The sequence below is a fragment of the Mariniflexile sp. HNIBRBA6329 genome (assembly GCF_043558645.1).
GTDB lineage: Bacteria > Bacteroidota > Bacteroidia > Flavobacteriales > Flavobacteriaceae > Mariniflexile.
The window spans coordinates 1-13,807 of sequence record NZ_JBIFXS010000019.1 but is presented as its reverse complement, the minus strand read 5'-3'; the positions used below and the strand labels follow the sequence as shown (position 1 = coordinate 13,807).

At 33.6% G+C, this 13,807-nt stretch carries 12 protein-coding genes and 1 other RNA gene; 7 read left to right on the top strand and 6 right to left on the bottom strand.

What is annotated here, in order from left to right; all coding sequences use genetic code 11:
* The first annotated feature begins 84 nt into the window (after window positions 1–84).
* Both ACGK9U_RS14835 and ACGK9U_RS14830 read left to right on the top strand, forming a co-directional pair.
* Complete coding sequence (locus ACGK9U_RS14835) at window positions 85–597, top strand: nuclear transport factor 2 family protein (protein ID WP_394467278.1); 513 nt, start codon at window positions 85–87, stop codon at window positions 595–597.
* 33 nt (window positions 598–630) lie between these two features.
* Window positions 631–1,377: a hypothetical protein gene (locus ACGK9U_RS14830; RefSeq protein WP_394467277.1), complete on the top strand. Its 747-nt coding sequence runs from the start codon at window positions 631–633 to the stop codon at window positions 1,375–1,377.
* A 63-nt stretch (window positions 1,378–1,440) separates the two neighbouring features.
* On the opposite strand, the gene rnpB is transcribed toward ACGK9U_RS14830, so the two are convergent.
* Window positions 1,441–1,760: RNase P RNA component class A (gene rnpB / locus ACGK9U_RS14825), an RNA gene on the bottom strand.
* A gap of 89 nt (window positions 1,761–1,849) precedes the next feature.
* On the bottom strand, window positions 1,850–2,620 hold the full coding sequence (locus tag ACGK9U_RS14820) for a GDSL-type esterase/lipase family protein (RefSeq protein WP_394467275.1): 771 nt from the start codon (window positions 2,618–2,620) through the stop codon (window positions 1,850–1,852).
* Window positions 2,621–2,756: 136 nt separating this feature from the next.
* On the opposite strand from ACGK9U_RS14820, the gene ACGK9U_RS14815 reads away from it, so the two are divergent.
* From ACGK9U_RS14815 to ACGK9U_RS14800, 4 genes are all read left to right on the top strand, one after another.
* Window positions 2,757–4,706: a YgiQ family radical SAM protein gene (locus ACGK9U_RS14815; RefSeq protein WP_394467274.1), complete on the top strand. Its 1,950-nt coding sequence runs from the start codon at window positions 2,757–2,759 to the stop codon at window positions 4,704–4,706.
* A 142-nt stretch (window positions 4,707–4,848) separates the two neighbouring features.
* Window positions 4,849–6,573 carry a DNA polymerase III subunit gamma/tau gene (dnaX, locus tag ACGK9U_RS14810; protein ID WP_394467273.1) on the top strand — a complete coding sequence of 575 codons (1,725 nt, stop codon included), beginning with the start codon at window positions 4,849–4,851 and terminating at the stop codon, window positions 6,571–6,573.
* A 10-nt stretch (window positions 6,574–6,583) separates the two neighbouring features.
* Window positions 6,584–7,159: a hypothetical protein gene (locus ACGK9U_RS14805; RefSeq protein ID WP_394467272.1), complete on the top strand. Its 576-nt coding sequence runs from the start codon at window positions 6,584–6,586 to the stop codon at window positions 7,157–7,159.
* Window positions 7,146–7,727: a tRNA-(ms[2]io[6]A)-hydroxylase gene (locus ACGK9U_RS14800; RefSeq protein ID WP_394467271.1), complete on the top strand. Its 582-nt coding sequence runs from the start codon at window positions 7,146–7,148 to the stop codon at window positions 7,725–7,727. The genes ACGK9U_RS14805 and ACGK9U_RS14800 overlap by 14 nt, the downstream gene beginning before the upstream one ends.
* Here the strand turns inward: ACGK9U_RS14800 and ACGK9U_RS14795 are convergent.
* The 4 genes from ACGK9U_RS14795 to ACGK9U_RS14780 all read right to left on the bottom strand — a co-directional run bounded on the left by ACGK9U_RS14795 (window position 7,724) and on the right by ACGK9U_RS14780 (window position 11,949).
* Complete coding sequence (locus ACGK9U_RS14795) at window positions 7,724–8,248, bottom strand: porin family protein (protein ID WP_394467270.1); 525 nt, start codon at window positions 8,246–8,248, stop codon at window positions 7,724–7,726. The two genes, ACGK9U_RS14800 and ACGK9U_RS14795, sit on opposite strands and share 4 nt — an antisense overlap.
* Before the next feature lie 103 nt (window positions 8,249–8,351).
* Window positions 8,352–9,257: a Ppx/GppA phosphatase family protein gene (locus tag ACGK9U_RS14790; RefSeq protein WP_394467268.1), complete on the bottom strand. Its 906-nt coding sequence runs from the start codon at window positions 9,255–9,257 to the stop codon at window positions 8,352–8,354.
* Window position 9,258: 1 nt separating this feature from the next.
* Window positions 9,259–11,322, bottom strand: a complete 2,064-nt coding sequence (gene ppk1 / locus ACGK9U_RS14785; RefSeq protein WP_394467267.1) for a polyphosphate kinase 1 — start codon at window positions 11,320–11,322, stop codon at window positions 9,259–9,261.
* A gap of 138 nt (window positions 11,323–11,460) precedes the next feature.
* The gene (locus tag ACGK9U_RS14780) at window positions 11,461–11,949 is read right to left on the bottom strand and encodes a SixA phosphatase family protein (protein ID WP_394467266.1); all 489 of its coding nucleotides are present in this window, start codon (window positions 11,947–11,949) and stop codon (window positions 11,461–11,463) included.
* A gap of 458 nt (window positions 11,950–12,407) precedes the next feature.
* On the opposite strand from ACGK9U_RS14780, the gene ACGK9U_RS14775 reads away from it, so the two are divergent.
* On the top strand, window positions 12,408–13,807 hold a 1,400-nt coding region (locus ACGK9U_RS14775), incomplete at its 3' end, for a PKD domain-containing protein (RefSeq protein ID WP_394467264.1).

Below are 13,807 nucleotides of genomic sequence, written 5' to 3'. Positions count from 1 at the left end.
CTCTCAACAAAAAAAGTATATCTTTTTCTTGTTACTTTTTTTATGGTTTAATGTGAATTACTAATCTTTAAAAACCATAAACCAATGAAAAAACTTTTTTTAGTATTATTTGCTGTATGCTTTATTACAGCTTGTCAAAAAGAAAAACAACGCTATTTTTTCGATTCTGCAGAAATTGAAACCCTAAAATCGGGTATTAAAGCTTACGAAGCCCAGGATTGGGACAAATGGAAATCTAATTTTGCCGATACAGCAAAAGTGTATGCCAATTCCAAAAAAGGAGTAAGTGCAGATGAGCGAATTGAAAGTTTTAATAGTATGCTCGCTTATTTTTCCTCATACGGTTTTGAAGAAAAAGGATCGTTTTCTGAAATGGTAATTGACAAAGACGATGAAACTTGGGTGAATTATTGGGGGAACTGGAAAGGTACTTTAAAAGCTAATAATCAAGAAATTAGTATCCCAGTTCATCTAACAGCTCAATTTATTGATGGTAAAATTGTTAAAGAGTACGCTTATTATGATACATATGGTGTAAATACAGCCATTTCTGAAATAGAAGCAGCTAAAATGGCCGAGGAAATACCTTCTGAATAACTACAAGCTATTTATTAACCAAACCATATAATTATGAAAACAATTAAAACAACATTTTTACTAGCATTTATTTTGTGCCTATGCATCAATGTATCGCATGCACAAAAATCGTTTTGGGTACATCAAGACAATGTAAACCCTTCTATGATTATGCAATACGAAAAAGTAGCCAAGGAATTTACAGATGCCTGTAAACAACACAACCCCGAAACAAGTTGGGCAGTTGCAAATACTAACGATTTGAAATATTTATACATTTCCCCTATCGAAAAAATGGCAGATTTAGACAAAGACCCATTTACAGACATGGCAAAAAAAATGGGCGATGATTGGAAAAAAATGTTTCAGGAATTTGATAAATGTTACGATTCACACGGTAGCTATATCATCCATTTAGTAGAAGATTTAACCTATATGCCCGAAGGCATTAGCATGACTCAAGAAGGACAAGACTACCGCAAATGGTTTTATATCTATTTTAAACCCGAAAATGCAGCTAAGGTACGTGAAGGCATGAAAGCTGTAAAAGACCTTTATGTAGCAAAAAAATCTAAAGAACACTACCGTATTTATAGAAATGGTTTTGGTACCTCCGAAGATTATTATTTAGTAGCCGTATCATCAAAAGATGAAATAGATGGCGCCACCAAATCAAAAGAAAACGAAGCGCTTTTAGGTCCAGACAGTTGGGAGATTTTTAATAAGGTTATGAGCCACGCTTCCCGTTTTGAAGAATATTCAGGAAAAATGCGTCCAGATTTAGCATACGCACCTAAATAACCAACCAATTTATTTTTATATAAAGAATAAGCCCTTCTTTAATTTAAAAGAAGGGCCTATTTATGTTCAAGTAAATCTATAAGCCGAATTCTGTACTTCTTCCAAAAAAGAAAAAGCCCTTATCATTTATCTAAGTGTGTTGTTACCAAAACACTTTAGCTGCCTACCCTCCAACAATCGAGCGTGCCGCCCTCAAACGTTGGTATACATGGCATTGCACCACATAGAGTTTACACGGTTTCACTACAGCATTACCTGTACATACTTTCTGTTGCACTATTCCTAACCTCACGGCTGGTGGCTATTAACCACTATGTTGCACTACGGTGTTCGGACTTTCCTCCATCCCAATAAATCGGAACAGCGATAAGGCGATTTACTTACCGCAAAAGTACAACACTTAACAAGCAATTTCCAACAAATAAAAAAATTAATAAAGTTTTATATTATAAAGGATTTTATTTTTTGTCAGCTAATTATGGGCTTTTTGCAATCCTTCAATTATTGGTTTCTCAAAATTAACCCATGTCTCATATCCTTTATCATTCAAATGAACACCATCTTTGGTCAAATCCTTTATCAATTCACCTTTTGAATCAACAAATTCTGCATAGAGATCAATTACCTCATAATAGCCTTTAAACTCATTTTTTTTAATAATTTTATTTACTATAAGAATATCTTCTTTCATATACGCTCTTCGAGTAGGCAAAAGTGTACGCACATAAATCTTAGTGAGTGGCGATTTACGATGAATTATTTTTGCGATTTTCAATATGTTTTGCCCAACATATTCGGGTGTTGGAACGACTTTATCATAAGTTAGCGCGGGGTTATCTTCTTCGTTATTAAGACTAAACAGATCATTAATACCAATTAAAATCAATACAGCTTTTGGTTTAAAATAGGTAATTTCATTTAAGCGTTTCAATACACCGTCAGTAACATCTCCGGCAATTCCTCTGTTACGAATATGTCCTACACTGAATTTTTCACTCCAATCGAGCCCTCCTTCTGTAATACTATTACCAATAAACACAATTTCTCCAAACTCCAAAGGTTCCTTTTTAAACTCTGCAATACGTTTTGGGTAATATGTTTGTGTCCAGTTATTGTGATAACGAGATACGACTTTTTTTGTTGGAAATAATCTTCCCAATTCTTTAGTTGAATGTTGAGATGATTGCCCAAAAGTGTTATTACTAAATGCAATCAAAATTAAAACTAAAAATATCTTTTTCATAATTATCAATTTACTCAACTATTAACAGCATATAAAACTATAATAATTATTGAACTTTTCATATTTCAATATCGTTATATTATTCAGAGTACTATATCATGCTTTAGAACCTATTTTTGTCTATTTTTGCACTATTATGCAGGAATTAAAACTTTCAGATTGGTTGCCTACCACAAACAAAGAGGTTAAAATACGTGGTTGGGATGCACTAGACGTTATATTGTTTAGTGGCGATGCCTATGTAGACCACCCATCGTTTGGGCCCGCCGTTATTGGGCGTATTTTAGAAAGTTATGGCTTGCGTGTTGCCATTGTGCCACAACCCAATGTAAACGATAATCTTCAGGATTTTGTAAAGTTGGGTGCACCAAAATTGTTTTTTGGTGTTACCGGTGGCTGTATGGACCCTATGATAAGCAACTATACAGCAAGTAAAAAGAAGCGTGATAAAGATGCCTACACCCCCAACGGTGATATTGGTTTTAGACCCGATTATGCCACTACGGTGTATTCGAACATTTTAAAAGAAAAATGGCCCGATGTGCCTATTTTAATTGGAGGTATTGAAGCATCGCTGCGTCGTGTAACCCATTATGATTATTGGAGCGATAAGCTGATGCCTACTATTTTAGAGAGTTCGAAGGCAGATATGTTGGTATATGGCATGGGCGAACAGCCTTTACGCGAAGTGGTGCGATTGTTACAAAAAGGTGTGCCTTTTAAGAATATAAATACGGTACTACAAACCGCTATTTTGTTGGACAAAGAAGAAGATATACCAAAAAATAGTAATTGGGAGGATGTAGAAATTGTTTCCCACGAAAAATGTTTGAAAGACAAAAAAGCATATGCTTCTAACTTTAAAACCATAGAGCAAGAGAGCAACAAACTGGCTGCAAGACGTATTTTTCAAAAAGTTGGAACTAAGACTTTGATGATCAATCCTCCATACCCAACCATGACCGAAGATGAAATTGATGCTTCCTTCGATTTACCTTACACGAGATTACCTCACCCAAAATATAATAAACGCGGACCCATTCCTGCTTATGAAATGATTAAGTTTTCCATCAACATCCATCGTGGGTGTTTTGGTGGCTGTAGTTTTTGCACAATTTCAGCGCATCAGGGTAAATTTATTGCATCTCGTAGTCAGGAATCTGTATTGCGCGAAGTGGACACCGTAGCAAATATGCCCGATTTCAAAGGTTATTTAAGCGATATTGGTGGACCAAGTGCAAACATGTATAAAATGAAAGGAAAAATACAGTCTATATGCGATAAGTGTGTAGCGCCTTCATGTATTTCTCCTGTTATTTGTAGCAACCTTGATACATCGCACAAACCTTTAACCGAATTATATCGTGCGGTTGATAGTCACCCGAAAATTAAGAAATCGTTTATTGGAAGTGGTATTCGTCATGATATGTTAGTGCCGGAATTCAATAAAAATGCCAACCCAAGAGAGTTGGATGATTATACCGAAGAGGTGATGACAAAGCATATTTCTGGTAGGTTAAAAGTAGCACCAGAGCATACCAGTGATCCTGTTTTGAAGTTGATGCGGAAACCCTCATTTTCTTATTTCCATAAGTTTAAAGAACGTTTTGATAAGATTAATATCAAAAAAGGTTTAAACTTGCAGTTGATTCCTTATTTTATATCGAATCACCCTGCCTGTGAAGCGGAAGATATGGCGAATCTTGCCGCTGAAACCAAAGATATGGGATTTCAGTTAGAGCAGGTTCAAGGGTTTACACCAACACCTATGACGGTAGCTACGGTTATTTACTATAGTGGTTACCACCCCTACACGCTTAAAAAAGTAAATACGCCCAAAACACCAAAAGAAAAAGATGAACAACATCGTTTTTTCTTTTGGTATAAAAACGAAAATAAAGATTGGATACGTAAAACCTTAAATAAATTAGGTCGTCAAGATTTATTGAATGTGCTATTACCAGAAAACGACAAATGGCGCAAAAACAAACCAAGCGGTGATGCAAAACATACGTTTGATGATGCCATTCCTTTTAATCAACGAAAAAATAAGGTGAAGTATAGCGGAAAGAAAAAACGACGCTAATAAGATTTCAATTATCTAAAATTACTCATAATCTGATGTCACCTCAAGCATAGTTCTTATTGTTAATAACTCCTATTAAATTCTGAATTCTAAATTCTGAATTCTAAATTCATTTTTTAACTTTGTTACTTTAAGAATTTCCATGGAACACTTTGTAGTATCTGCTAGAAAATACCGTCCACAAACGTTTAAAGACGTTGTGGGTCAGCAGGCTATTACAAACACGCTACTTAATGCCATTGAAAACAATCATTTAGCACAAGCCCTTTTGTTTACAGGACCTCGTGGTGTTGGTAAAACAACCTGCGCCCGTATTTTGGCTAAAATGATTAACAGTGATGGTAATGAAACGGGCGATGAAGATTTTGCTTTCAACATTTTTGAGCTCGATGCGGCTTCAAACAACTCGGTAGATGATATTAGAAGTTTAACGGACCAAGTTCGAATTCCGCCTCAAATTGGTAAATATAAAGTGTATATTATTGATGAAGTACACATGCTATCGCAAGCGGCTTTTAATGCGTTTCTTAAAACATTGGAAGAACCACCAAAGCACTGTATTTTCATTCTTGCAACCACTGAAAAACATAAAATTATTCCAACCATCCTGTCGCGTTGTCAAATATTTGACTTTAAACGTATCACAGTTACCGATGCAAAGGAGTATTTAAAATACATTGCAGAAGAACAAGGCATTAAAGCGGAAGACGATGCTTTGCACATTATAGCACAAAAAGCAGATGGTGCTATGCGTGATGCCTTATCTATTTTCGACCGTGTGGTTAGTTTTTCTGGTAAAAATTTAACAAGACAAGCCGTTACCGAAAATTTGAATGTATTAGATTACGAAACCTATTTTGAAAGTACCGCCCTTATTTTAGAAAATAAAATACCAGACTTACTACTTCAATTCAATAACACCCTTTCAAAAGGATTTGATGCGCATCATTACATTGCTGGTTTAGCATCTCATTTTAGAGATTTGTTGGTGAGCAAAACACCAGAAACCATCGAGTTATTGGAGGTTGGCGAAGAAACCAAAAAGAAATACCTAGAACAATCGCAAAAAGCATCGCAACAGTTTTTACTTCAAGGTATTAATCTGGCCAACGATTGCGATCTCAAATACAAAAGCAGCAAAAACCAACGCTTGCTCATTGAATTATGCCTTATGCAACTTGCCTCTATCACTTTTGATGGAGAAAAAAAAAATAGTAGACATTACATAATTCCACCTTCGTTCTTTAAAAAGAAAGGTATTACACCTATGCCTGTTTCTGTTCCTAATAAAGTTGAAAATCAATCAACCGTTTCAGAAACCAAAACAGTTTCTATAAAACCTACTTCCGATACAGCAAATAAGTTTCAACTTAACGAACCTCCTAAGGTCGATTTAAAAATTGATACAAAACGAGCTTCCGGCCTTTCATTAAAAAGTTTAAAGGTTAAAAAAGAACATCTTATCAAACAGATGGATGTGGTTGTGGATGAAGAAAACTTACCTAAAGAACCTTTTACCGAAGCAGAATTGATTAAAGCTTGGAACGAATTTATTGAGATACTTCAAAATGAAGGGAAACATAATTTGGCGTCTATCTTATCAATAGACACGCCCAAAGTTAAAGGCACAGAAATTCATTTAGAATACCCCAATGCCACCAATAAAGTAGAATTAGAGCGTAACCAGTACGACCTTATGCTTTACATACGCAAAACTTTAAACAACTTTGATATTAGCTTGTCCATTACCGTAAATGAAGAATTGGAAAAGCAATACGCTTACACCACACTTGAGAAATTCGAAAAACTTAAAGAGAAAAATCCCAATATTGACACTTTAAGAAAAACTTTTGATTTAGACATATAAACTATTATATATGAATAAGTTAATTTGTATTTTGTTAATTGTTTCAGCTTTTATAAGTTGTAATGGTGGAAAAACAAAGAGTGATAGCTTAAAAGAATCGGTTGAAAAATTCAAAGACACTTTGGGCACGCTTGAAATTGAAGAATACATTCCAAAAGAATATGCTGAAGTAACAACAGATACGCTTTTAAGTAATGGTTTTTCAATTAGTATTAAAACATATACAGACATGAATAGGTCGGTTAAGTTTCAATATAAAGTGGATGCAACACTTACGCAGATAGATAATTTTAGAGATTGGATTTCTGAAGTAAAAATTAAAAAGGATGATGTATTGATTTTTAACAAAAAGTTAGATGCCAATTTCTTCTTGGAACAAGATAAAACCATTAAAGATAGTTTACATAAAGCTATAAATAATAAGGTTTGGGTTAACGAAGATTTATTAGAAAAAAATTACGTGTATTTAGTGGGAGGTTTTATTTTTCCAAAATCGGAAAACGTTTTATATTATGATATCAAAATTGATGATAAAGGAAATTATAGTATAAAAAAAATGAAAAATATTAATTATGCTAGGACTTAAATTACCAACAGACCCACGATGGGTTAATATTGTTGAAAAAAATATAGAGGAAATATTAACAGACCATGCCTTTTGCGAGCAAAAAGCAACCAGTACTGCCATTTCGTTAATTGTAAGCTTTCCAGAGTATACCGAATTAGTACAAGAAATGACTGCTTTGGTAAAAGAGGAAATTAGCCATTTTAAAATGGTGCACGACAAAATTTTAGAACGCGGTTGGGTTTTAGGTAGGGACAGACGCGACGATTATGTTATTGAACTCCTTAAGTTTTTCCCTAAAGGCGGAAGCAGAACCACTCAGTTGGTACACAGATTACTTTATGCGGCATTAATTGAAGCTAGAAGTTGCGAACGTTTTAGATTACTTTCAGAAGAATTAAAAGACAAAGAATTGGCTACCTTTTATAGAAACCTTATGGTAAGTGAAGCCAACCATTACACCATGTTTTTAGGGTTTGCACGTAAGTATGGCGAAAAAAAAGAAGTTGAAACCAAATGGCAACAACTTCTTGAATATGAAGCTAAAATCATGTCTAATCTAGGAAAATCTGAGACTATACACGGTTAAAATTTATAACCTATACCTAATTGAATGTTTGTATTTTTAGCGGAAATAGCTAAATCTTCATCAAAAACATCAACCAATCCATAAGTATATCTAACGTCGGCAAATAGCGCGTATGATAATTTGTATTCTAATCCGGCAACTCCAGAGTATGCCATATTTCTAGCACCATCATCTACTTTATGCACTTTCAATCCTACCTGCGGACCAAGGCCAAAACGAAATTTTTCGCTCAATCTGAATTTAAAAAATATAGGCGCTTGAATATAATCTAAATGCCATACTTCTACTTTTGCCCCTTCGGCAGAAAATTGTAATTCGGGTGCTAAAGAAACTGCTTTAGACAACCCAATGTCAGCAAAAAAACCAATATAAAAACTGTTTCTGTGCTTGTTTTCCATTATAGGCGTATCTTCAAAATCTAAATTTGAAATATTGTAACCACCTCTTACACCATACTTTACATCTTGAGAGAATCCACAAAATGAAACACCAAGTAGTAATAATAGTAATATTTTTTTCATAATTAAAATAGGTTTGGGTTATATAAATTCTAATAACTTATCGTGTACGAATATATACTATAAAACTGCAATGGAACAATTTTAAAAGGTGAAGTGCAAAATTTTACTGTGTATTGCTCGAAACCGTTTGATAGTAAATACTTTTTATGATACCATCTGCTAAACCAATTTTTGGTACATATATGTTTTTAGCACCACTCCACTTCATGGAAGATAGGTAAATGCGCATAGCAGGAATGATAACGTCTGCCCTATCTTGATTTAAGTCCAATTCGGTAATACGTTCTTCGTACGAATAACTTTGAAGCATTTGATAATACGATGTTAAATAGAAGTACGTTAAAGGTTTACCCATTGCTTTTCCCGATATTTTAAATATTTTATTGATGTTTCCACCAGAACCTAAAACAGATATTTTGTCAAACTCTGCAGTGTGCAATTTTATCCATTGTTCCAATTCTTGCCACGCTTCTTTAGAAACCATATCATTTAACAAGCGAACCGTACCTATTTTAAACGATTTTGAAGCCATTTGCTGCCCTTCATGTATAACAGTAAATTCGGTACTTCCACCTCCTACATCTACATATAAATAGGTTTTACTCGGGTCTATATATGAGTTTAAATCTGTTGCAGCAATAATGGCAGCTTCTTCTTCTCCTCCAATAACATCAATACTAATTTCAGAATTTTTCAAAATTAAGTCCACAACTTGTTTTCCATTTGCCGATTCCCGCATAGCCGAAGTGGCACAGGCTTTATACTTAACTACTTTATGCGATTTCATTAAAAGTTTAAACGCCAACATGGTATCAACCAGACGCTGTGTATTATCCTTGGAAATTCTATTATTAACAAACACATCGGCACCCAAACGAATAGGTACGCGCACCAACGAGTTCTTTTTAAATTGAACCGGTTTCCCTTTTTGTTCTATAATATTTGAAATGAGCAACCTAACGGCATTGGAACCTATATCGATAGCTGCATATTTTTTAATTGAAAGCATACTAATTTTCTAATTTTTTTAAATAATAACTATAAGTAGCAAATTGAGATCTTACTTTTTCATTATCATCTATTTTATATTCATTTTCTTGTGAAGCACTTAATATACGGGCTTTTACATTATCGCTCCAACAAATATCGAAGGTTTCCATAATTTCATGTTTTACACCTTCATCATAAATTGGGCAACTTACTTCTACTCTATTCTCAATATTTCGGGTCATCCAATCTGCTGATGAAATATATACTTTATGGTTTCCATTATTGCCAAAAATATAAACTCTGGAATGTTCTAAAAACTTATCAATAACGCTAATAACTTCAATGTTTTCACTCATTCCAGGAACACCTGGAATTAAACAACAAATACCTCTTACAATCATTTGGATTTTAACCCCAGCATTACTCGCTTCATAAAGTTTATCAACCATATTGTAGCTTGAAATACTGTTCATTTTTAATCGAATAAGCCCTTCTTTTCCATCTTTTACATTCTGAATTTCGGCATCGATTAATTTAAAAATTGCCTTTTTGGTATAATGAGGAGATGTTATTAAATGTTTATATCTGAATATTTTATAGTTGGTTTCAAAGAAATTAAAAATTTTGATAACATCTTTTAAAATGCGCTGATCTGAAGTAAAAAGGGTGTAATCGGTATAGATTTTAGCTGTAGATTCGTTAAAATTCCCCGTACTTATAAAGCCATATCGTTTTAGTTTTTTGCCTTCTTCACGCTCAATAACACACATTTTACTATGTACTTTCAACCCTTTAACACCAAAAACCAAATTAATGCCTTCTTCTTCCATTTGTTGTGCATAATCAATATTTGCTTGCTCATCAAATCGGGCCTGAAGTTCTATAGATACTGTTACCGATTTTCCATTAATGGCGGCATTTATAAGTGAACTGGCAATATGCGAAATTTCAGCTAGACGGTAAATTGTAATTCTTATGTTTTTTACACTTGGATCTAAAGCTGCTTCTCTTAAAAACTTAACGATATAAGAGAAGGTTTGATAAGGTGCATGAAGCAGATAATCTTTCTTCTTTATAGCATCAAAAATACTAGACTCTAAACTAAGGCCTTTTATGGGCAGTACCTCAATTTTATCGTAAAGTAAATCTGTTCTCCCCAAGCTTGGGAAGCCCATATAATCACGCCTGTTATGATAGCGTCCACCGGGTATGATACTATCGGTATCATCAATTCCCATTTTGGACATTAAAAATTCCAAGGTATCCTTATCAATGGTTTTATCGAAAACAAAACGTACCGGATCTCCTATTTGACGATGTTTTACACTATCGGATATTTTTTCAATGAAGCTTTTACTTAAATCACTTTCAAAATCCAGTTCGCCATCGCGGGTTATTTTGATCATATGGGCAGAAACCGTTTTGTAATCAAAAATATTGAAGATATATCCTAAACAATGGCGTAACAAATCGTCAATCATAATTATAAAACTTTTGTCTCCTTGTTTAGGAAGTTCTATAAAACGGTTGATGGATTTAGGTATTTCAATAAGTGCATATTGCTTTTTGTTATCAGACATTATCATTTTTACCGCTAAATAAGCAGCACTGTCCTTTAAGTTGGGCAATACCACCAAATCGTTTAAAATAATGGTAACTAAAGCAGGACTTACTTTTTTTATGAAATATTTTTTTATAAAATCGTGTTGAGAACTATCTATTTGATTTTCATCTATTACATAAATATTTTCTTCTTCAAGTCTTTTGTGGATACAATCTAAAACCTCTAAGCTTTCTGTTTGCTGTTTAATTACTATTTGAGTAATAATATCTAGTAATTCATCGGCTTTAATACCTCCCAATTCACTTTTGCCTCCTTTACCTGCATCTACAATTCTTTTTACGGTAGCATATCTAACTTTAAAAAACTCATCTAAATTGTTTGAGAATATTCCTAAAAAACGCAACCTTTCAATTAACGGAACTCTTTCATCTGAAGCTTCTTGTAAAACCCTAGCATTGAATTGCAACCAACTTATTTCTCTGTTTATATAACTGTTTGAATGGATTTCTGGTTTTGTCATGCTTAATGTTAATAATGGGAATGCTTCTACAAATATATTCTATTCGTGCTAAATAATTTGCTTTAAATATAATGTTAAAACAGGTCTTTACATATTGTTAACACAAATAATGGTTAGATTTTTATTAAATAGAAAACCCTATTTTTTAAAATCTCTTGGAAATAAGGTATTTATGGTTTTTCCTTTGTTTAAATCGTTCCAATTATCAATATCAAATTCAATAGTTACAACGCCACATGTTGGTACATTATCTATAAATTTACTGCCAAAAGTATTCACAAAAGCAGTTATAGCATGATTGTGTCCAAAAACCATTAAATTATTTACTTTATCGCTACACGCCTTTATAACACTTGTAAGATTGTTTCCTGAAAAATCATACAAATCATGGTTTAGTTGCATTAATGAAGCATCTATTTTAAGGTTATCTAAAAAAATACCAGCCGTAGTTTTAGCCCTAGTGGCATCACTGGACATAACAGCGTCTATTTTTAAATCGCTCATTCTTAAATATGTCGATAGGTTTTGAGCATCTATAAAACCTCTTTCATTTAACGGTCTTTCATGGTCTATAACATTATGTTCCCACGAAGATTTTGCATGTCTCACTAAAGTTAGTTTTTTCATATATTTCGATTAAGTGTAAATATTATCGATAAAATGTTGTTTTTATCGATATAATTCATTTTATTTGCTGTGATTATGTTTTAATAAACAATTATCAAATATAAGAAAGGTCTTATTAATTTATTACATGAAAATTAAAACAAAAACAAAACAAGTATGAATCGTCGAAAATTCACATAAAACCGATTAACTGTTGTTGGATTACGCTTAATCGTTTTTTTGGTGGGTTTTAACATTTTTTTTTTTAATAAGATCACTTTGTATGTTTTTTTGTATGTATAAACAAAGAAAAAGTGATCCCAAGTCTAATTTCTCAACTTTAAGTTTCTGTGCTAGTAGCAGCATAACTCCCTCATTACTTAAATAAAAAATTAGATTATAAGAATTTAGTAAATAAATACTATTAAATCTGTGCCCAATAATAATACAAAACTTATGTTAACCAATTTTTTTGGCTTATGAAAACAATTACTAATAACTATTTATTAAAAACAAAACGACAAATAAAATACTGTTTGTATCTTGTTATTTTTCTGTTTTTTGGTATTACCGATATTAATGCTCAATGTACTGTACCTAACAACATGACTGGTGCACAATTGGCAAGTTTTGTTACGGCGAATGCTGCTACATGTGATGGCACTGTAATTATACCTAATGGCATAGATATATACATAAGCAGTAATGTTACGATTCCTTCTAGTATCAACAGATTAATAATAGAAGATGGCGGCCAAATTATATGGACTGCAAACGCAACCCTTACGCTTGCAGCAAATACAGCTATAGTTATTGAGAATACTACTAATTTAGGAACGAGCAATGGTAATGGTGCATTATCTACCAATGGACCTTGTAATAACAATAAAAGAATTAACATTGGTTCAGTCGAATACTCAGCTTGTACAGGAGGTGGTAATGTTTGTATAATTTTTAGCGAAGTTATTGCTGCAGGAGGTACGATACAATTAGACCCTGATTTTGGTGTTATTACAGGAACAGATAATGAAGTGTGCCATGGTCCAACCTTAATTGACTTAGAACTGAATGGTTTTGTACAAGGTACACCTACGTATCTTTGGACAGTAAAAACCAAACCTTCTGGATCAACTGTTACGTTTTCTCCAAGTGCTACGGTTCAAGACCCTACTGTTACGGTGTCTCAACCTGGCACTTATATATTCAACATTGCGGTTACGGTGCCTTTAAGTAATTCATGTACACAAACCTTTGTAACTGTTAACTCTGATATTGAAATAGTTTTTGTAGAAGGTGTAAGCGGTGCGTTAATGGCCACAAACCCTGGAGCCGGAGGAACATGTAATTTAGCTGTTGATTTTACAGGAACATCTAATGGAGGCCCTAACACTACTTATCAATGGAATTTTGGTGATGGAAGTCCGGTTGTGACTTCTCAAAACCCTTCTCATACATACGCAACTGCAGGAAATTATAATGTAAGTTTAACAATTACAGATCCTGATGCACTTGCTTCTTGTAATGTTGCTGTGGTAAATCAAACGGTTAACATTATAGATACACCTCCAACTATTACATGCCCACCAACCGTAAATGTATTTATTGATAATGGTCTATGTACGGCTTCTAATGTAAATTTAGGTACGCCAACAACTAATGATGATTGCTCCGCTACCTCAATTACAAATGATGCGCCTTCAGTATTTCCAGTGGGAACGACAACTGTAACGTGGACGGTAAAGGATGCTTCAAATAACAGTGCAACTTGTCAACAATTAGTTGTGGTTACAGATAACCAAGCGCCTGTGTTTGATTGTAACTCTTTAGCGCAAATTGACTTGAACTCCGATTCTAGTGCAGTATGTACTAACGGTACCGA